23 protein-coding genes and 1 pseudogene are annotated in these 18,867 nt (G+C 71.4%); 15 read left to right on the plus strand and 9 right to left on the minus strand.

Annotated features, from left to right (window positions below):
- Positions 1-345 precede the first annotated feature (345 nt).
- The 3 genes from ACZ6NC_RS19965 (at position 346) to ACZ6NC_RS19975 (ending at position 2,810) form a co-directional block, all read left to right on the plus strand.
- Positions 346-684, plus strand: a complete 339-nt coding sequence (locus ACZ6NC_RS19965) for a hypothetical protein (RefSeq protein ID WP_465567152.1) — start codon at positions 346-348, stop codon at positions 682-684.
- A 196-nt stretch (positions 685-880) separates the two neighbouring features.
- The gene (locus ACZ6NC_RS19970) at positions 881-2,170 is read left to right on the plus strand and encodes a L,D-transpeptidase (RefSeq protein ID WP_465734511.1); all 1,290 of its coding nucleotides are present in this window, start codon (positions 881-883) and stop codon (positions 2,168-2,170) included.
- A gap of 145 nt (positions 2,171-2,315) precedes the next feature.
- Positions 2,316-2,810, plus strand: coding sequence for a DUF1203 domain-containing protein (locus ACZ6NC_RS19975; RefSeq protein ID WP_465734513.1), 495 nt, complete (start codon positions 2,316-2,318; stop codon positions 2,808-2,810).
- Between the two features lie 19 nt (positions 2,811-2,829).
- Here the strand turns inward: ACZ6NC_RS19975 and ACZ6NC_RS19980 are convergent, their stop codons facing one another.
- Both ACZ6NC_RS19980 and msrA read right to left on the minus strand, forming a co-directional pair.
- Positions 2,830-3,195: a cupin domain-containing protein gene (locus ACZ6NC_RS19980; protein WP_465734515.1), complete on the minus strand. Its 366-nt coding sequence runs from the start codon at positions 3,193-3,195 to the stop codon at positions 2,830-2,832.
- Positions 3,196-3,301: 106 nt separating this feature from the next.
- A complete protein-coding gene (msrA, locus tag ACZ6NC_RS19985; RefSeq protein WP_465734517.1) occupies positions 3,302-3,970 on the minus strand; it encodes a peptide-methionine (S)-S-oxide reductase MsrA in 669 nt (222 codons plus the stop codon).
- Positions 3,971-4,100: 130 nt separating this feature from the next.
- On the opposite strand from msrA, the gene ACZ6NC_RS19990 reads away from it, so the two are divergent.
- Positions 4,101-5,258 (plus strand): cystathionine gamma-synthase, encoded by a 1,158-nt coding sequence (locus ACZ6NC_RS19990; protein WP_465734520.1) that lies wholly within the window; start codon positions 4,101-4,103, stop codon positions 5,256-5,258.
- A gap of 3 nt (positions 5,259-5,261) precedes the next feature.
- Here ACZ6NC_RS19990 and ACZ6NC_RS19995 read toward each other — a convergent pair whose 3' ends face one another.
- Positions 5,262-5,741, minus strand: a complete 480-nt coding sequence (locus ACZ6NC_RS19995; protein WP_465567139.1) for a MarR family winged helix-turn-helix transcriptional regulator — start codon at positions 5,739-5,741, stop codon at positions 5,262-5,264.
- Between the two features lie 122 nt (positions 5,742-5,863).
- Between ACZ6NC_RS19995 and ilvA the strand changes: the two genes are divergently transcribed.
- The 3 genes from ilvA (at position 5,864) to ACZ6NC_RS20010 (ending at position 9,238) form a co-directional block, all read left to right on the plus strand.
- Positions 5,864-7,075, plus strand: a complete 1,212-nt coding sequence (gene ilvA / locus ACZ6NC_RS20000) for a threonine ammonia-lyase (RefSeq protein ID WP_465734522.1) — start codon at positions 5,864-5,866, stop codon at positions 7,073-7,075.
- Positions 7,076-7,284: 209 nt separating this feature from the next.
- Complete coding sequence (locus ACZ6NC_RS20005; RefSeq protein ID WP_465734524.1) at positions 7,285-8,379, plus strand: ATP-binding cassette domain-containing protein; 1,095 nt, start codon at positions 7,285-7,287, stop codon at positions 8,377-8,379.
- 1 nt (position 8,380) lies between these two features.
- A complete protein-coding gene (locus tag ACZ6NC_RS20010) occupies positions 8,381-9,238 on the plus strand; it encodes an ABC transporter permease (RefSeq protein ID WP_465734526.1) in 858 nt (285 codons plus the stop codon).
- Positions 9,239-9,306: 68 nt separating this feature from the next.
- On the opposite strand, the gene greA is transcribed toward ACZ6NC_RS20010, so the two are convergent.
- Together greA and ACZ6NC_RS20020 are read right to left on the minus strand one after the other, a co-directional pair.
- Positions 9,307-9,807: a transcription elongation factor GreA gene (gene greA, locus ACZ6NC_RS20015; protein WP_465734528.1), complete on the minus strand. Its 501-nt coding sequence runs from the start codon at positions 9,805-9,807 to the stop codon at positions 9,307-9,309.
- Between the two features lie 300 nt (positions 9,808-10,107).
- Positions 10,108-10,524 carry a DUF4307 domain-containing protein gene (locus ACZ6NC_RS20020; protein WP_465734530.1) on the minus strand — a complete coding sequence of 139 codons (417 nt, stop codon included), beginning with the start codon at positions 10,522-10,524 and terminating at the stop codon, positions 10,108-10,110.
- 257 nt (positions 10,525-10,781) lie between these two features.
- Here ACZ6NC_RS20020 and mca point away from each other — a divergent pair, with 257 nt between their 5' ends.
- The 3 genes and pseudogenes from mca to ACZ6NC_RS20035 form a co-directional block, all read left to right on the plus strand.
- A complete protein-coding gene (gene mca, locus ACZ6NC_RS20025) occupies positions 10,782-11,687 on the plus strand; it encodes a mycothiol conjugate amidase Mca (RefSeq protein ID WP_465734532.1) in 906 nt (301 codons plus the stop codon).
- Between the two features lie 48 nt (positions 11,688-11,735).
- A complete protein-coding gene (locus tag ACZ6NC_RS20030; protein ID WP_380324609.1) occupies positions 11,736-11,927 on the plus strand; it encodes a hypothetical protein in 192 nt (63 codons plus the stop codon).
- Positions 11,928-11,969: 42 nt separating this feature from the next.
- Positions 11,970-12,125, plus strand: a pseudogene (locus tag ACZ6NC_RS20035) (DUF255 domain-containing protein); the annotation flags it as partial.
- A 400-nt stretch (positions 12,126-12,525) separates the two neighbouring features.
- Here ACZ6NC_RS20035 and ACZ6NC_RS20040 read toward each other — a convergent pair.
- From ACZ6NC_RS20040 to ACZ6NC_RS20050, 3 genes are all read right to left on the minus strand, one after another.
- Entirely contained in the window at positions 12,526-12,906 is a 381-nt protein-coding gene (locus ACZ6NC_RS20040) for a CBS domain-containing protein (protein ID WP_465734534.1), read from the minus strand.
- 163 nt (positions 12,907-13,069) lie between these two features.
- Positions 13,070-14,614: a DEAD/DEAH box helicase gene (locus ACZ6NC_RS20045; RefSeq protein WP_465734536.1), complete on the minus strand. Its 1,545-nt coding sequence runs from the start codon at positions 14,612-14,614 to the stop codon at positions 13,070-13,072.
- Between the two features lie 370 nt (positions 14,615-14,984).
- Positions 14,985-15,188, minus strand: a complete 204-nt coding sequence (locus ACZ6NC_RS20050; protein WP_030918248.1) for a cold-shock protein — start codon at positions 15,186-15,188, stop codon at positions 14,985-14,987.
- 506 nt (positions 15,189-15,694) lie between these two features.
- Here ACZ6NC_RS20050 and ACZ6NC_RS20055 point away from each other — a divergent pair.
- The 4 genes from ACZ6NC_RS20055 to ACZ6NC_RS20070 all read left to right on the plus strand — a co-directional run bounded on the left by ACZ6NC_RS20055 (position 15,695) and on the right by ACZ6NC_RS20070 (position 17,620).
- On the plus strand, positions 15,695-15,922 hold the full coding sequence (locus tag ACZ6NC_RS20055) for a hypothetical protein (RefSeq protein ID WP_465734538.1): 228 nt from the start codon (positions 15,695-15,697) through the stop codon (positions 15,920-15,922).
- Between the two features lie 203 nt (positions 15,923-16,125).
- Entirely contained in the window at positions 16,126-16,440 is a 315-nt protein-coding gene (locus tag ACZ6NC_RS20060; RefSeq protein WP_465734540.1) for a hypothetical protein, read from the plus strand.
- An 83-nt stretch (positions 16,441-16,523) separates the two neighbouring features.
- Positions 16,524-16,886: a hypothetical protein gene (locus ACZ6NC_RS20065; RefSeq protein WP_465734542.1), complete on the plus strand. Its 363-nt coding sequence runs from the start codon at positions 16,524-16,526 to the stop codon at positions 16,884-16,886.
- Between the two features lie 341 nt (positions 16,887-17,227).
- A complete protein-coding gene (locus ACZ6NC_RS20070) occupies positions 17,228-17,620 on the plus strand; it encodes a hypothetical protein (RefSeq protein WP_465734544.1) in 393 nt (130 codons plus the stop codon).
- Between the two features lie 135 nt (positions 17,621-17,755).
- On the opposite strand, the gene ACZ6NC_RS20075 is transcribed toward ACZ6NC_RS20070, so the two are convergent.
- The gene (locus ACZ6NC_RS20075) at positions 17,756-18,148 is read right to left on the minus strand and encodes an ester cyclase (protein ID WP_232246730.1); all 393 of its coding nucleotides are present in this window, start codon (positions 18,146-18,148) and stop codon (positions 17,756-17,758) included.
- Positions 18,149-18,282: 134 nt separating this feature from the next.
- Between ACZ6NC_RS20075 and ACZ6NC_RS20080 the strand changes: the two genes are divergently transcribed.
- The gene (locus ACZ6NC_RS20080) at positions 18,283-18,855 is read left to right on the plus strand and encodes a PadR family transcriptional regulator (RefSeq protein ID WP_465734546.1); all 573 of its coding nucleotides are present in this window, start codon (positions 18,283-18,285) and stop codon (positions 18,853-18,855) included.
- The last annotated feature ends 12 nt before the right edge of the window (positions 18,856-18,867 follow it).

Genomic DNA, 18,867 nt, shown 5'->3' on the forward strand with positions numbered 1-18,867 from the left:
GCCTCCGGGGCGCTCGGGCCCGGTGCCGACGGTCGGCGCTCCAACGCCGCTCGTTCCTCGCGGCGTCCTCGCTTCTCTCTTTCGGCGCCGGCGCGTCCCTTCGGTTCGGGGCGGGGCTCGCCCGCTCGCCTCCGGGGCGCTCGGGCCCGGTGCCGACGGTCGGCGCTCCAACGCCGCTCGTTCCTCGCGGCGTCCTCGCTTCTCTCTTTCGGCGCCGGCGCGCCCCTTCGGTTCGGGGCGGGGTCTCGCCCGCTCGCCTCCGGTGTGCTCGGGGCAGGGCTCGCCTGCTCGCCTCCGGGGTGCTCGGGTCCGTTTCCGGGGCCCGTTTCCCGTACGCTCGCACGCATGACCAGCACTGAAACGACCGGCCAGGACGCCCCGCGCTACGTCCGGCTCAGCATCGAGCTCATCGCCGAGATCACCGACGAGGGGGCGCTCAAGGCGGCCGCCCTGAAGCAGGTGGCCGACGACGAGTACCTCGACGACGAGGAGCGCACCCAGTCCGTCGAGGCCATCGAGGTGGACCCGTCGGGTTCGCTCGCCCACTTCATCGACCCGGTCGCCCTGCTCGGCGACGTCCCGGGCGTGGAGCTCGCCTCGGCGACGTGGGAGTCCGCGCAGACCGAGTTCGACCCCGAGGGCGAGGGCTGGGACGAGTACACGGTGGAGGAGTCCGCCGAGTAGTCACCGCTCCGCCGCCCACCTCCGTCACGGTTGGTGACCGCCCGGTCTGCTGCGCGCAGGCCGGGCGTTTTGTCCATATTTGGTGGGAAGTTGGGTCATCTCATACGATCGATTTCCGTCGGTGATGGAACCGTGAAGGGGTAGTTTGCGTTTCTGTATCCGTAATGCCCGGGATGATCAGCAGGGAGAACGCGACGTGACGGCACGGGACGGGCAGGGACGGACAGGCGGAAACAACTGGAGCCGGCGTGGCGTGCTGGCCGGCCTGATCGGTGCGCCGGTCCTGCTGCTGGCGGCCTGCAACGACGCCAAGAGCGGCGAGAGCGGCAACGCGGGCGGCGGGACCTCCCCGGGCACGGGGACCGGCTCCGGCGGCGGGAACGCCGCGAGCGCGAGCAGCTCGCCGAAGACCTCGGTGGCCGTCATCACCGTCACCCCCGCCGACGGCGCCACCGCCGCCAGCTTCAGCGACCCGGTCAAGGTCACCGTCACCGGCGGCACCCTCGGCACGGTCAAGGTCACCGACTCCACCGGCAGGGCACTGGCCGGCGAGCTCTCCTCGGACGGCACCGGCTGGACCTCCGCCACCGCACCGGCCAGCGGCACCAAGTACACCGTCACCGCCTCGGCCACCGACAAGGACAAGCTGGAGGCGGACGCCAACGCCACCTTCACCACGGCGACCCCCGCCAACACCTTCGTCGGCTACTTCACCCCCGAGGACGGCTCCACCGTCGGCGTCGGCATGCCGGTCTCGATCAACTTCAGCAAGCCGGTCACCGACCGCAAGACCGTCCAGCAGGCGATCACCGTCATAGCCGAGCCGGGCGTCGAGATCGTCGGGCACTGGTTCTCCAGCACCCGCCTCGACTTCCGGCCGCAGGAATACTGGGCCAAGGGCACCAAGGTCACCATCAAGCTCCGGCTCAAGGACGTCCAGGGCGCGAAGGGCGTGTACGGCACCCAGTCCAAGGACGTCCGCTTCACCATCGGCCGCGCGCAGACCAGCGTCGCCGACCTCGCCACCAAGAAGCTCACCGTCACCACCGACGGCCAGGTCAGCGCCGTCTACGCGATCTCCGGCGGTGCGCCGGACTATCGCACCTGGGGCGGCAAGATGGTCATCTCCGAGCAGTACCAGCAGACCCGGATGAACTCCCAGACCGTCGGCCTCGGCAGCGAGTACGACATCGCCGACGTGCCGCACGCCCAGCGGCTCACCACCTCCGGCACCTTCATCCACGGCAACTACTGGTCCCCGGCGTCGATCTTCGGCGGCCAGAACACCAGCCACGGCTGCGTCGGCCTGAAGGACGCCAAGGGCGGGCAGGACCAGAGCGCGGACGGCTACAAGTTCTACAAGAGCTCGATGATCGGCGACGTGGTCGAGGTCGTGAACTCCGGTGACAAGACCGTCGAACCGTCCAACGGCCTGAACGGCTGGAACCTGGGCTGGGCCGCGTGGAAGGCCGGCAGCGCGGTCTGAGCCCGCCGCGGGGCCCGAGCCTGCCGGGCGCTCTGAGTCGCTTCGCCGAGGACTCTCCCCGGGTGGACCGAACCTTGCGGCGGCGCCCGAGCGCGACGGCCGAAACCCGCCGGACCAGCCGCGGCCCCGGCGGCAGGGTGGACCTATGACGACAACCACCACACCCGCTCCGGCCGTCCGCCCCGTCGACCCGGCCGTCCACCGATCCCTGCTGGTGCGCGACGACGCGGGGCGCCCGCCCGTCCGCTCGACCGACGAGACCGGCGGCGCCCCGCTGCGCTGCTGCCTCACCCGGGCGCTGCCCGGCGACCGGATCGCCCTCGTCGGCTACGCCCCGCTCCGGCGCTGGGCCGCCGAGACCGGGGCCGACCCGGGCCCGTACGACGAGGTCGGCCCGGTCTTCGTGCACGACGGTCCGTGTGCCGGCGCGGGCCCGGACTGGCCGTCCGCGCTGCACACCGGCGACCGGGTGCTGCGGGCGTACGACCGCCGGGGCCGCATCCTGGGCGGCGTGCCCGTCTCCCCCGAGACCGCCGAGGCGGCCGCCGCCGCCCTGCTCGCCGACCCGGAGGTGGCCGTGGTGCACGTCCGCGCGCTGCAGTTCGGCTGCTTCATGCACGAAGTCCGGCGGGCGCGGTGAGCCCGGGCCGGCCCGCGGCTCAGCGCTTGGCGTAGTCGACGAAGCCCTGCCAGTCGAGGGCGACGCAGGGCTCGTCGCCCACCACCCAGGCGTCGTGGCCGGGCGGGCAGATCATGAAGTCACCGGGGCCGTACTCGGCCTCCTCGCCGTCGTCCATCACGATCTTCATCCGGCCGGAGATCACATATCCCAGGTGGGAGGCCTGGCAGCTGTCGGTGCCGGCGATCGGCTTGATGTGCTGGGACCACCGCCAGCCGGGCTGGAAGACCGCCCGCCCGACGGCGCCGCCCTCCAGGTTGACCAGGCGCAGTTCTCCCATGCCCGCCTCGAAGGGGCGGACCTCCTCGGCCTGGTCGTCGAAGTTCCTGCGGATGAGGCCGGCCATCGGTACTCCTCGGGACGGGGCCGGCCCCTGCCACCAGAGCTCGGTGACAGGGGCCGGCCTGCTGGTCCCTTCAGTCTGCGCCCGGACGGGAGCATCCGCGCTGCGGTCAGTCCTGCGGGGTGCGGGCGACGCCGATCGGGCAGCTGGCGCCGGTGCCGCCGAGCCCGCAGTAGCCGTTCGGGTTCTTGGCGTCGGACAGGTACTGCTGGTGGTACGGCTCGGCCGGGTAGAACGGGCCGGCCGGGGCGATCTCGGTGGTGACCGGGCCCAGGCCGAGCGCGGTCAGGGCCGGCTGGAAGGCGTCCCGGGTGGCGACTGCGGCCGAAGCCTGGGCCGGCGAGTGGGTGTAGACGGCGGAGCGGTACTGGGTGCCGACGTCGTTGCCCTGCCGGTTGCCCTGGGTCGGGTCGTGCGCCTCCCAGAACGTCTTCAGCAGCCGCTCGTACGGGATCACCGCCGGGTCGAAGACCACCCGGACCGCCTCGGTGTGCCCGGTCAGCCCGCTGCACACCTCCTCGTACGTCGGGTTGGGGGTGTACCCGCCCTGGTAGCCGACCAGCGTCGTCCAGACGCCGGGCAGGCGCCAGAACGTCCGCTCCGCGCCCCAGAAGCAGCCCAGTCCGAAGTCGGCCACCTCCAGCCCCTCCGGGTACGGCCCGGCGAGCGGGTGGCCGAGTACGGTGTGCGGCTCGCGCAGGGCGAAGGCCGGCGTCTCCCGGCCGGGCAGCGCCTGGCCGGCCGGGACGAGCGAAGTCTTGTGGCGGTTGAACAGCACGGCCTGCTCCAGCTGGTCGGAAAAGGTGGCAAGGGTGGCGCAGGTTGCAACGCGGACGGCCGCCCCCGGATTCCGCGGGCGCCGGGGATTCCGGAAGGCACCCCGGCATTCGCCCACTACGCTCGGAGGCATGACCGAGCACCAGCTTCCCCAGGGCTTCGAGACTCTCGCCATCCACGCGGGTCAGGAAGCAGACCCCCAGACCGGGGCCGTCGTCACGCCGATCTACCAGGTGTCCACCTACAAGCAGGACGGGGTGGGCGGCCTGCGGGGCGGCTACGAGTACAGCCGTAGCGCCAACCCGACCCGCACCGCGCTGGAGGAGTGCCTCGCGGCGCTGGAGGGCGGCGCGCGCGGGCTCGCCTTCGCCTCCGGCCTGGCCGCGGAGGACACCCTTCTTCGCACCATCCTCAAGCCGGGCGACCACATCGTGATCCCCAACGACGCCTACGGCGGCACCTTCCGGCTCTTCGCCAAGGTGCTGACCCGCTGGGGCGTCGAGTTCTCCGTCGCCAACACCCAGGACCTCTCGACCGTCCGCGAGGCGCTGCGCCCGAACACCCGCGCGGTCTGGGTGGAGACGCCGTCCAACCCGCTGCTGGGCATCACCGACCTGGCCGCGCTCGCCGAGATCGCGCACGGCGCCGGCGCGCTGCTGGTGGTGGACAACACCTTCGCCAGCCCGTACCTGCAGCAGCCGATCTCGCTGGGCGCGGACGCGGTCGTGCACTCGACCACCAAGTACATGGGCGGCCACTCGGACGTCGTCGGCGGCGCCCTGGTGCTGGCCGACGCCGCCCTCGGTGAGGAGGTCGCGTACCACCAGAACGCGATGGGCGCGGTGTCGGGCCCGTTCGACGCCTGGCTGGTGCTGCGCGGCATCAAGACCCTGGGTGTCCGGATGGACCGGCACAGCTCGAACGCGGAGAAGGTCGCCGAGCTGCTGGTGGGCCACCCCAAGGTGAGCCAGGTGCTCTACCCGGGCCTGCCCGAGCACCCCGGCCACGACATCGCCGCCAAGCAGATGAAGGCGTTCGGCGGCATGGTGTCGTTCCGGGTCAACGGTGGCGAGGAGGCGGCGGTCGAGGTCTGCAACCGCGCGCAGCTGTTCACCCTCGGCGAGTCGCTGGGCGGCGTCGAGTCGCTGATCGAGCACCCGGGCCGGATGACCCACGCCTCGGTGGCCGGCTCCGCCCTGGAGGTGCCCGCCGACCTGGTGCGCGTCTCGGTCGGCATCGAGTCGATCGACGACCTGCTGGCCGACCTCACGCAGGCGCTCGGCAAGTAGCGGCTAGTCGCCCTGCCGGCCCGCGGTGTACGACTCCATGGAGTGGTTGAAGCGGGCCAGCAGGGCGCAGAACGCGCGCTGCTCCTCGGGCGGCCAGTCGGCCATCAGTCGGCGGGCCAACTCGGCCCGCCCGGCGCTGACTTCGGCCAGCCGCCGGGTGCCGACCGGGGTCAGTGCGAGTCGGACGGCACGGCGGTCGGCAGGGTCCTGGACCCGGCCGACCAGCCCGGCCGCGACCAGCGGGGCGACCTGCCGGGTGACGGTGGAGGAGTCGACGCCGAGCGCGTCGGCCAGGGCCTTGACGTTGACGGGCCCGTGCCGTTCCAGCCGGTCGAGCAGCAGATAGGCGGCCCGGTCCAGCGCGCCCACCGCGTCGGAGCTGCGGACCTGTTCCATTCGCCGGGCGAACACCGCCAGCTGGTACTGGAGTTGGGTGTGCACGGGGTCGGTGCGGTCGGTGGCCTGGGGCGAGGTCGTCGTCATCGCGGCTCACGATCGTCGTGCGGTGAGGGAGGCTCAGGACCAGCAGCGTACGCGGGCCGGGCGGGCCCGGGAACAGTCCCGACATCCCGGGTTGGCGGTGTCACCCACCGTAGGCTGGAGGTATGCACAGCTGGCCGATCACCATCGACGATGTCCGCGGCGCCCAGAAGATGCTCGCCGGGGTCGCCCGGGTGACGCCGATGGAGGGCAGCCGGCACCTGTCCGCGATGATCGGCGCGCCGGTCCACCTGAAGTGCGAGAACCTCCAGCGCACCGGCTCGTTCAAGTTGCGCGGGGCGTACGTGCGGATCGCGGGACTCTCGCCGGTGCAGCGGGCCGGCGGGGTGGTCGCGGCGAGCGCCGGCAACCACGCCCAGGGGGTGGCGCTGGCGGCGTCGCTGCTCGGGGTCCGTTCGACGGTCTTCATGCCGGTGGCCGCGCCGCTGCCCAAGGTCGCGGCGACCCGCGAGTACGGCGCCGAGGTCCGGCTGCACGGCGCCAATGTGGACGAGGCCCTGCAGGCTGCGCAGCGGTACTCGGAGGCGACCGGCGCGGTGTTCATCCACCCCTTCGACCACTGGGACGTGGTCACCGGCCAGGCCACCGTCGGCCTGGAGATCCTGGAGCAGTGCCCGGAGGTGCGCACCATCCTGGTCGGGGTGGGCGGCGGCGGGCTGCTGGCCGGGATCGCGGCGGCGGTGAAGCCGCTCCGCCCGGACGTGCGGGTGATCGGGGTGCAGGCGGCGGGCGCGGCCGCGTACCCGCCCTCGCTGGCGGCCGGGCGGCCGGTGACGCTGGAGCACTTCGCCACCATGGCGGACGGGATCATGGTCGGCCGGCCCGGGGACATCCCGTTCGAGGTGGTCAACACCCTGGCGGACGGCGTCCGGACGGTCTCCGAGGACTCGCTCTCGCGCGCCCTGCTGCTGGGCCTGGAGCGGTTGAAGCTGGTGGTGGAGCCGGCCGGGGCCAGCCCGGTGGCGGCGCTGCTGGAGCAGCCGGACTCCTTCGAGGGCCCGGTGGTGGCGGTGCTCTCCGGTGGCAACATCGACCCGCAGCTGATGCAGCGGGTGCTGCGGCACGGCCTGGCGGCGGCCGGCCGCTACCTGTCGCTGCGGGTGCGGCTGGCGGACAAGCCGGGTTCGCTGGCGGACCTGCTCGGGGTGCTGACCCGGGTGGACGCCAATGTGCTGGACGTGGCGCACGTGCGGATCGACCCGCAGCTGGGGCTGACCGAGGTCGAGGTGGACCTCCACCTGGAGACCAAGGGGCCGGAGCACTGCGCGGCGGTGCTCGGTGAGCTGCGGGACGCGGGGTACGTCGTCTCCCCGTAGGTTCGGCGGCTCGCGCCGGCCCGGGAATTGTCAGTGACCTCTGTCACCATGGCGGAGCCGTATGCCTTGACGCGATATATCGCGTGCTGCCAGACTCGCGATACATCGCGTTCTGTCGCCGTGCGGCCGAAAATCGAGTCGCCCGCGTGCCCGAATCCGGGGCAGAGTGGACAGATCGCTCATATCGTCCGAGGAGATGAGGCAGGCCCATGGCGCCAGCCATCCAAGCCGAGAACCTGGTGAAGACCTTCGGCGACGTACGAGCCCTGGACGGCGTCAGCCTCGACGTCCCCGAGGGCACGGTGCTCGGGCTGCTCGGCCCGAACGGCGCCGGCAAGACCACCACCGTGCGCGTCCTCACCACCCTGCTCCGACCCGACTCCGGCCGCGCGACGGTCGCCGGCATCGACGTGCTCAAACACCCCAACAAGGTCCGCAGCCTGATCGGGCTCTCCGGCCAGTACGCCGCCGTCGACGAGTACCTCACCGGCTTCGAGAACCTGCAGATGGTCGGCGAGCTCTACCAGATGACCGCCCGCGAGGCGAAGGCGCGGGCGCTGGAGCTGCTGGAGTGGTTCAGCCTCACCGAGGCCAAGGACCGCACCGCCAAGACCTACTCCGGCGGTATGCGCCGCCGGCTCGACCTCGCCGCCGCCCTGGTCGTCCGCCCGCCGGTGATGTTCCTGGACGAGCCGACCACCGGCCTCGACCCGCGCAACCGGCTCGCGCTCTGGGAGGTCATCGAGACCCTGGTCGAACAGGGCACCACGCTGCTGCTCACCACCCAGTACCTGGAGGAGGCCGACCGCCTCGCCCACGACATCGCCGTGGTCGACCACGGCCGGGTGATCGCCCGCGGCACCGCCGACCAGCTCAAGGCGCAGATCGGCGGCGAGCGGATCGAGGTCGTGGTGCACCGCGCCGACCTGGTCGGCGACGCGATCGCCGCGCTCTCGGAGTACGCCCTGGGCGAGCCGGCCGTCGAGAAGAACACCCGGAAGATCACCGTGCCGGTCAGCGGCGGTGCCCGGGTGCTCGCGGACGCCATCCGCGAGCTGGACGCCCGCTCGATCGAGATCGACGACATCGGCCTGCGCCGGCCGACCCTGGACGACGTCTTCCTCTCGCTCACCGGCCACATCACCGAGGTCGAGGAGGAGGAGAACGGCGCCACCGGCAAGGGCGGCCGGGGCCGCGGCGGCCGCGCCAAGGGCCAGGCCGGCAGGGGCGACGACGACGGCACGGGCGGCGAGGACGGCCGGGGCCCCGACAAGCAGGCCGTCCCGGCCGGCAAGGAGCTGTGAGATGACGACCGCCACCGAGCACGCCATCGGCGGGGCGATACCCAAGCAGCGCCACGGCGTGGCCGCCACCCTGCACGACTCCTGGGTGGTCGCCAAGCGCAACCTTCGCCGGATGACCCGGATACCCGAGATCGTGGTGTTCGGGCTCATGCAGCCGGTGATGTTCGTGCTGCTGTTCTCGTTCGTCATGGGCGGGGCCATCCAGATCCCCGGGACGCAGGCCAGCTCCGACACGTACATCCAGTTCCTGATGGCCGGCATCTTCGCCCAGACCGTCACCTTCGCCACCGCCGGCGCCTCCGCCGGCATCGCGGAGGACATGACCAAGGGCCTGGTGGACCGGTTCCGCTCGCTGCCGATGGCCCGCTCGGCCGTCCTGGTCGGCCGCACCCTGGCGGACCTCTGCCAGACCGCGTTCACGCTCGTCGTGCTGGCGCTGGTGGCGCTGGCGGTCGGCTGGCGGATCCACGAGGGGGTGCTGAGCGCGCTGGGCGCGTTCGGGCTGCTGCTCCTGCTCGGCTACGCCTTCTCCTGGATCGGCGCGCTGATCGGCCTCTCGGTGCGCAGCCCCGAAGCGGCCACCTCGGCCGGGCTGATCTGGCTCTTCCCGCTGACCTTCATCTCCAACGCGTTCGTGCCGATCAGCTCGATGCCGGGCTGGCTCCAGGGCATCGCCTACTGGAACCCGTTCAGCGCCACCGTGCAGGCCTGCCGCGACCTCTTCGGCAACCAGGTCGGCCCGGTGGACAGCGCCTGGCCGATGCAGCACGCCGTGCTGATGTCGGTGCTCTGGTCGCTGCTGATCACCGCCGTCTTCTCCTGGCTGTCGGTGCGCAAGTACCGCTCCGCCGTGGGCTGACGCCCGTCGGGCACACGCGAGGGCGGCCGTGGATTTCCCTCCACGGCCGCCCTCGGTGTGTCGGCGGGTCAGCCGTTGTGCGGCTTCACCTCGGTGATCGTGACCGAGGCCTGCTTGCCGTTCGGCAGCTCGTACGTCGCCTCTTCGCCGATCTTCTTGCCGTCGATGGCGCGGCCCAGCGGCGACTGCGGGGAGTAGACGTCCAGGTCGTCGCTGCCGGCCATCTCGCGCGAGCCCAGCAGGAAGGTCATGGTGTCGTCCTCGTCGCCGTCGAAGGCGACCGTGACGACCATGCCCGGGGCCACCACGCCCGAGTCCGCCGGGGCCTCGCCGACCTTGGCGCGCTCCAGGAGCTGGGTGAGCTGGCGGATCCGCAGCTCCTGCTTGCCCTGCTCCTCCTTGGCCGCGTGGTAGCCGGCGTTCTCCTTGAGGTCACCCTCTTCGCGCGCCGCCTCGATCTTCTGGGCGATCTCGATGCGCCAGGGGCCGGTCAGGTGGTCCAGCTCGGCCTTGAGCTGGTCGTAGCCGGACTGAGTGAGCCAGGTCACGTGGTCGCTGGTCTGGGTCACGGGTGCTCCTCGTAGGTGCTGGGGCTGTGCTGAGGGTGTGAGTCGTCAGCAGGGTGGTGGTGGAGATGTCGGTGGAGATATCGGTCGTAACTACAAAGCAACGCCCGCTCCCGTACCTCTTGGTGCGGAAGGGGCGAAACCACGAGCCTAACAACTCCCGCCGACAAGCGGGAGAGTCGTTGGCGCGCCATTGACGACGGCATTGCGCCGAGGTGTACAGGACGGGTGCGGCAGGACTCCTCTACGGATTCCCGCTCTCCAGATCGAATATGCGCCCGGGCGAGCCGCGATCGCCAGTCATTACTTCGCCGGCGTGCATCCCAGCAGCTCGGCGGTGGTGCCGCGGGCGGTGGTCCGCAGGCTCACGGTGTCGTCGTAGCTGGAGCCGTCCTTCGGGACGGGGAAGTCGGCCACCCCGACCACCGCGCCGTCCTCGCCCTGCGAGCGGACGGTACAGCTGCCCGCCGTGCCGTCGCTCTTGCGCACCGCCAGGTGCAGCTTCATCTCGCTGTCCGAGACCGCCTCGAAGGACGGGACGGTGCCGTTGATGGTGGTCTCGCGGATCAGGTAGGAGCCGCCCAGCCAGGCCAGCAGGCCCAGCGCCAGCACGCCGCAGACCGCGCCCACCACCTTGAGACGGCGGTCGGCCTCGCGGTCGCCGCGCCGGCCGTAGCGCCCCTCGGGCGGCTGCGCGGCGGTGGTGGTGCCAGAGCTCATCGAACTCAGTCCTCTCCTGGAGGCCCGCCTGGGTGGTGCGGGGAATGCGACGCTCCTCCAGTCCGTCACTATAGGAGGGGCACGCCCGCGGCCGGTCCGGCGGGGGCGGGGCTCGGCCGTGTCGGCGGCGTGGCGACGTGGTGCCGCGGCGCACTCGGCGGCCGGTCCCGCGGTGACGCGGTCCCGAACCGAGCGGCTCAGACGGTGGGCAGACCGGACTTCGCGGGAGCCCAGACATTGTGGAAGGAACGCAGGCGTTGACTGAGCAGTTGCGACTGATGGCGGTGCACGCCCACCCGGACGACGAGTCCAGCAAGGGCGCGGCCACCATGGCCATGTACGTCGACCAGGGGGTGGACGTGCTCGTGGCCACCTGCACAGGGGGGGAACGCGGGTCGGTCCTCAACCCGAAGCTTCAGGGGAAGCCGGAGATCGAGGAGAACATCCACGAGGTCCGGCGCAAGGAGATGGACGAGGCCCGCGCGATCCTCGGGGTCAAGCAGGCCTGGCTGGGCTTCGTCGACTCGGGCCTGCCGGAGGGCGATCCGCTGCCCCCGCTGCCCGACGGCTGCTTCGCCCTGCAGGACGTCAAGGAGGCGGCCGAGCCGCTGGTCCGGCTGATCCGCGAGTTCAAGCCGCAGGTCATCACGACCTACGACGAGAACGGCGGGTACCCGCACCCGGATCACATCATGACCCACAAGATCACCATGCTGGCCTTCGACGCCGCCGGTGACCCGGACGCCTACCCGGACGCCGGCGAGCCCTGGCAGCCGCTGAAGCTCTACTACAACCACGGCTTCCCGATGGGCCGGATCCGCGCGCTGCACGCGTACCTCACCGAGCACGGCCACGAGTCGCCCTACGGCGAGTGGATCGAGGGGTGGGAGAAGAGCGGCCGCAAGGAGCGCGAGATCACCACCCGGGTCCGCTGCGACGACTGGTTCGAGACCAGGGACCGGGCGCTGATCGCGCACGCCACCCAGATCGACCCCGACGGCCCCTGGTTCCGGGTGCCGCTCGACGTCCAGCGCGAGGTCTGGCCGACCGAGGACTACGAGCTCTCCCGCACCCTGATCGACGCCGACCTGCCGGAGGACGACCTGTTCGCCGGCCTGCGCACCCCCACCCTGGCGGCCGAGGCCGCCGACACGCGCGACTGACCCACCCCCGATGGCCCGGCTCCCCGTGAGCCGGGCCACCATAGAGATATGAGCGCCCCCGTGAACCTCACCCACCTCGCCGCCGAGCTCGCCCTCGACGAGACCAAGGTGACCCCCGGCCTGCTGGGCTTCGTCGTCTTCGCCGCCCTCGGCGTGGCCACCTGGTTCCTGGCCAAGTCGATGAACAAGCAGTTCAAGCGCGTCGACTTCGTCGAGGAGCCGGAGACGCCGAAGGAGTGAGACCGCGCCCCCGCCCACGCGCCGATGCGCAAGGATGGGGGCATGCCGAACCGTCTCGCGGACGCGACCTCGCCCTACCTGCTCCAGCACGCCGAGAACCCGGTGGACTGGTGGCCGTGGGGCCCCGAGGCGTTCGAGGAGGCACGCCGGCGGGGGGTGCCGGTGCTGCTGTCCGTCGGCTACGCCGCCTGCCACTGGTGGCAGTGACTGGCACCTTAAGCATGAGTCCGCGGACATCAGCCGAGCGGTTGAGCAGGACGGGCGAAGCAGCTCCGCTCCTCCCAGCACGGGTAGGTACCCACCGCCGACACCTGACCCACCTGCCCGTCCGCCAAACCGCATCGGCCCGCGGTGGGCGACAGCCGCACACCGCCGGCCGCCCCGGAAGCGGGCACCCCCAAGCTCTGGTCGCCGGCCGACCGTTCTCCACCGGCCCGGCCGCCCGACACCCTGCCTCGCCGGCGCGGGCGGGTTCCGGGCCGCCCGGTACGACGGCTCGCCGCCCCGTTGGAGTGCGCCCCCCGTACGCGGGCCGTCAGGCCGGCCGACCGCTTTGCGGGCGGTGGCCCGAGCGGAAGCTCACCACGTAGGACAAGGTCTAAAGGATGAGCAGGCCGATGGCGTGGCCGTCGTGGTCCACTACCGGCCACACGGCCAGGCTGCGGGCGCGCATGGCGGCGGCCGCGGTGGTGGCGGGCATGGCGGGGGTGGCGAACGGGGCACGGTCGAGGACGATGTCGCGCACCGGGGTCCGCTCGGTGTACCAGGAGCGGGCCTGGAACGGGGCGAGGTGCAGGCGGGTCAGCACCCCCGCGCAGCGGCCGTCGTCGTCGCGGACCAGGAGGTGGTCGGCGCCGGAGCTGCGCAGGATGTCGACCGCCGTGTCGACCATGACGTCGTCGCTGATCTGCAGCTCGGGGTGTTTCATGAGGTCGCCGACCGTGGCGGTGGTCGCGGGGCGTTCGAGGGTGATGGTCACGGCGGACTCCTTGGTGTCGCTTCCGCCGGGGCCGGCGGTGTCGGGGCACTGCTGGCGGGACGGCCTGCCTGCGGGGCCGTCGGAGCGCACTGTGGCGTCGGCTCCGCATCGGCGGGCCGTGTGGGCCTGGACCGCGAGGGCGGTCCAGGCCCACACGTACGTTCTAGGCTGCGAGGGCGACGCGCCTCGGTGCACGGCGGCGGCCGGAGGAGCCCTGGTTGTCGCGGCCCGTGGTGGTCGCGTGGGTGTCGACTCCTGCGTAGGCGGGGCGCCTGCGGCGGCTGCGGCTCGTGGAGGTGCCGCGGCGCGGGCGTTCGACGACGGGGTCGGCGATCACGGTGGGGATGCCGGTGGGCACGCGGGCGCCGGTGATGCGGGCCAGGTCCTCGTCGCCGGCGCTGACCCTGGTGGTGACGGGGGTGATGGCGGCGGTGGTCATCATCCGGGCCATCTCACGGCGCTGGTTCGGCAGGACCAGGGTGACGACGGTGCCGGACTCGCCCGCCCGGGCGGTGCGGCCGCCGCGGTGCAGGTAGTCCTTGTGGTCGGCCGGCGGGTCCAGGTTGACGACCAGGTCGAGCCCGTCGACGTGGATGCCGCGCGCGGCGACGTTGGTCGCGATCAGCGCGGTGACCTGGCCGGTGCGGAACTGCTCCAGGGTGCGGGTGCGCTGGGGCTGGGACTTGCCGCCGTGCAACGCCGCCGCCTTCACGCCGTTGGCGAGCAGGTCGAGGACCAGGCGGTCGGCGCCGTGCTTGGTGTCGATGAACATGATCACCCCGCCGTCACGTGAGGCGATGTGCGCGATCGTGGCGTTCTTGTCGAAGTTCTGCACGTGCAGCACGTGGTGCTCCATGGTGCTGACCGCTCCCGCGGACGGGTCCACCGAGTGGGTGACCGGGTCCTTGAGGAAGCGGCGCACCAGCCGGTCGACGTTGCGGTCCAGGGTGGCGGAGAACAGCATCGTCTGGCAGCCTTCGGCGACCTGGTCGAGGAGCTCGGTGACCTGCGGAAGGAAGCCCATGTCTGCCATCTGGTCGGCCTCGTCCAGGACGGTCACCGCGACGCCGTCGAGCTGGCAGTCGCCGCGCTGGATCAGGTCCTTGAGCCGGCCGGGGGTGGCCACCACGACCTCGGCGCCGCGGTTCAGCGCTTGCGCCTGGCGCCCGATCGACATCCCGCCCACCACGGTCGCCATCCGCAGGCGCACCGCGTGGGCGAAGGGGGTGAGCGCGTCGGTGACCTGCTGCGCGAGCTCACGGGTGGGGACCAGCACGAGCGCCAGCGGCCGACGCGGCTCGGCCTTCTGCCCGGCGATGCGGGCCAGCACCGCGAGACCGAACGCGATGGTCTTGCCGGAGCCGGTGCGGCCACGGCCGAGCACGTCACGTCCGGCCAGCGAGTTCGGCAGCGTCGCAGCCTGGATCGGGAACGGAGCCGTGACGCCCTGGCGGGTCAGCACCGACAGCAGCGCCTTGGGCATGTCCAGTTCGTCGAACGACTCGACGGCCGGCAGCGCCGGGGTGGTACTTACCGGCATCGCGAACTCACCCTGCGGGGAGGAGCCCTGACGGGCACTGCGCCCGGAGGAGTTCCGGCCGCCGGCAGGCCGGTCGCCGTAGAAGGAACTGCCGCCGGAGCGGGACCGGTAGGCGGCGCCGGAGCGGGAGTTGGCGTTCTGGTACGAGGAGCGACTGGAGCGGTTCATGCGGGAAACCTTCCTCAGGGCGGCACGTCACGAGGAAGGCTCCGCAGCGCAGGGGCGCCGGCGGAGACCGCAAGGGAACGGGCCAGAAGTGTGACGGGCGGAGCGTGGACGGTAGAACCGTGCGGCACGTCACCTGCGGTCGGCGCTCACCGATATCGGCGGGAGCGCGAACCTCGAACCGTGAAGTCTCACGGCAGGGCGCCGATCCGGACGCGGCGCTTGGCGTCTCGCGTGGGGATGGCTGCCAGTGGCGAAGCCAGGGGGCCTGAACGGCCGGGGATGTGCGTCGTGACGCAATGCCGAGGGGCCCGCACCGGGCATGTACGCGGTGCGGGCCCCTCGCTGCTAGGCGGGTGCCATGGCAGAAAAACTACAGCGGACGAATGTTCTCGGCCTGCGGGCCCTTCTGGCCCTGCGTGACGTCGAACTCGACCTTCTGGCCCTCAAGCAGCTCACGGAAGCCGTTGGCGTTGATGTTCGAGTAGTGGGCGAAGACGTCCGGGCCGCCACCCTCCTGCTCGATGAAGCCGAAGCCCTTTTCCGCGTTGAACCACTTCACAGTGCCATTAGCCATAAAAAAATTCTCCTTCAAGGGGCTGTCCGGAGTCCGCACTGTGCGGACTCCGAGTGCCGCGATGATGACCCACCCGGGGAAGAGCCGGGCAAACAAAAATGCGCCTGCGATACATCAGCAGGCGCACACAAAGTTCATGGGAACCACTACTGCAACTAAGAAGACTCTAGCAGGCCCCGGCCTTCTGTGGTGGATTATTTCTTCCCCGGTTTCGCAGGGCCCTCCCCGGAGGCCCGCCGCCGCCGAGCCGCCAGGGGCGTCAACACGCCTTGTGAACAGGCTGGTTGACAGCATGGCGCTCTGCCCGAAGTGGCGGCTCCGTCGGCAGTGCGACGCGGGCGAGCCCCGACGCGCGCCGCGCGGACTCCCACCACTCCGGCCCTGGGTCAGTCCCGTCAACGGCACCGGCGGAGACGGTGGACGGCACGATTCGAATTCCGACCCGTCCACATTCGAGTGCCGCCAAAAGGGCCCGCCCCCGCGCTTTCCGGTGCATACTCGAAGGAATGACGAAATCAGCAGCAGTCCGCCGCCCCCTGCCCACCAGCCCCTTCAAGGCCCGGGTCCAGGCGCCGCTCAAGCGGTTCGCCGTGGGCGACCGCGTCACCCACGACAGGTACGGCCTCGGCCGGGCCATCGGCGTCGAAGGCGACAGTGACATTGCCGTACTCGTCGACTTCGGGTCACGGCAGGAACGCATCACCCAGCCGTACACCGCGCTGTTCAAACTCTGACCCCGGACGTCCCGCAGCAGGCCGGGGCCACTCTGCCAACCACGCTGCACCACTCGCGGGCGGACCCTGCACCGAGGCGACGGCGCACCGCGCCTCGGTGCACCAGCCAGGGGGCACGCACCCCGGCCATTGGTCCCGACGGCTATGTCGAAGGGCCCTGCGGCCTCAGCCCGGCGCGGTACCGGCGATAGCCGGAACGGCACATGACGATCAGTCAATGTCGGCTGTACGCCGGTCATGTGGGCGCTGGAATCGTCGCGGCCTCCCCGCATCCCGCCGACGCCGCCGGGCGCACCGAGTTCCGCGGCATCCGCAACGCACTCACCCTGGCCCTGTCGGAGGTCCTCGACGCCGCGGGCTTTACCGTCGTCGCCCTTGGAACCGAGTTGCTCGTCACCGCGGGTCGGCACGGTCCTGGCACCAGCCCAGCCCTCGCGGGCCTGCCGTCCTGCCGTGCGCCGCGTCGCAGCCGGCCGGTGCTCGCGGCAGCGGGCGCCGGTCGAAGCCTGGCCGCGTAGACCGGCGGCACACCCGAACGCGTCGCGGTCACTGTCCCGGGTGGACTCCCGGACCCCGGCTGCCGTGTCCTAATCTGGGAATCATGTCGAACCCTGACGGGCTGCTCGTCGACATCGCCGCGATGGTCGAGTCCGAGCACAGCAACCAGATGTCCTTGACCGTGGTGGTCCCCGGCGCAGTGATCACCGGCAGGCTCGCGCCGGTGTCCCTGTGGTGGGAGCGGGTGGCGGAGGTCCTCCAAGCCTCGGATCACCTGAAGCCGTTCGCCGCCCTCTTCGCACCATCCGCCGACGGCCCGCCCGCACGGCCCACCCACCTCCACCTCCACCGCGCGAAAATCCTGCAGGGAAACTTCGCGCTACCCCACACGGGCGGCATGTACCGCATCGCCATCGAGGACATCAGCAGTTGGACCATCGGCGACCTCGGCTACTCCGACACCTGAGACGTTGAGTAGGAGGCCGGTTGCCTGCTTCGGGGTTGGAATCGGACCGGCCTGGTCGCGAGTCCGACCGCCGGGCCATAGCCGGGGCGGGAATCCGGGCCGAGGCGGGTTGGGGCGGAGGCACGCTGGGAAGCGCACCGGCCGCGGCGGCCTGACTGACCGCCCGCGGCCCGGTCTCACCGGCGCCGGACGGAAGCCGGCCGGTGGAGCGTCACTCCCGGATCCAGGCCGATTCAGGGGTGCGGTGAGCCTGACGGGCGGCTCTCGTGGCGCAACCTGCCGTTGTTCCTTCGCCAGGCGGCGGCGGTGAGGTCGGCGCGGCCGTAGAGGAGTGCGTAGCCGTGGGGGAGTTGGGTCAGGACACGGTCGGTCAGGGGCTCGCCGCCGAGGTTGGTGAGGGCGGCGCCGGTGTGCCAGCAGGCGGCGTCGGTGGTGGTGTCCAGGGTGGCGGCGACGGTGTCGACGAAGGTGTGAGCGTCCAGGGGATCTGTGAGGCGAAGGTGGTGCGGGCGGGTTCGGGCAGGGTGGCGGCCAGGTCGCAGCGTTCCTCGTCGATGAGCTGGCCGCCGAGTGTGGCCAGGACGGCGTGCACGACGCCACTGCGGCGGCACAGCGGTGGGTCGCAGCTCCGCAGAGAGGGCCTGTTCCTCGGCGAGCGGCTCACCGCGGCCACGGTCGTCGGCGCGGCGCTGATGCTCGTGGCCATCGCCGGCCTCGCGGTCGCCGAGTCGTGACCGGATGCGAAGAGCTGACCACCGGCGAGGTGGCATGAGACGAGGGTGGTGCGCCAGGACCATGGTCTGGCACGCCACCCTCGCACCGGCGGAAGCCGGTAGACGTCCGGCGCTGCCGACGACGGGCCTGTGCTCTCAAGGCGCAGGCACGGCACCGATCTGCTGCATCACCCCGAGGAGGTCGGGCTGGCCCCGCTCCTTGATGATCTTTCCGTCGGCCAGGTAGTAGAGGTTCATGGCCTGGACCGAGATGGTCTTGCCGCTGGCCGGGATTCCGAAGAACTCGCCCTGATGCGTTCCGCGCATGGTGAACCGGGCGGCCACCGTGTCGCCCTCGGTGACGGTCTCTTCCAGAGTCCACCGGACATCCGGGAACCCCGCGCGCATCATCGCGATCAGCTCCAGGTAGCCCTCGGGCCCCCGCAGCGGTTCCGGGTGGCTCGGCGCATGAAACTCGGCATCTGGGGCGATGACCTCACGGGCAAGGTCCTCGTCAGCTGTGTTGATGAACTCGACGAAGCGACTCATCACGGATTCGGTGGATCGCGGCGACATGTCCGTCCGCCTCTCTCTTCTTGCACTGCCCCTCGCAGCGAGCGAGCGGAAGAACCACAGTACATCGATTCGATGTGCACATCGAATCGATGTGAGAGGATAGGGTCATGCTTGACCTAGCGATATTGGGCTTCCTGGCCGAGCGGCCTTTGCCCGGACATGAACTGCGCCGCCGACTCTCGGAGCTGACGGGCTACACCCGGCCGGTGAGCGACGGCAGTCTGTACCCGGCGATCAAGCGTCTCGCCGCGGCGGGCCTGCTGGAACGGCGCGCGGACCCGGCTGGGGGTGCGGCCCGCTACATACTGAGCGTGACCGACGCCGGGCGCACCGACCTGCTGAAGCGGCTGCGCACGCCCGCCGACCACGAGATCAGCGACTTCACGCGGTTCTTCACCGTACTGGCGTTCCTGTCCCTCCTGCCGGACGTCGCCGAACAGCACGCGGTGCTGCGGCGGCGACTGGAGTTCCTGGAGGAGCCGGCGAGCTTCTTCTACGACGGCGACCGGCCGCTGCGTGCCGAGGACATGGCCGACCCCTACCGGCGCGGCATGCTGCTGACCGCCCGCGCCATCAGTAGCGCCGAACGGGCCTGGTTGCACCAGGTTCTGGACGGTGACGAGCCAGTCACCGCGCGCGCCGAGACGGACCCCTCTACGCTCGGACAACCTGTGCGCTGACCAGCCCCGGAG

This window comes from Kitasatospora sp. NPDC041988, from assembly GCF_055588525.1.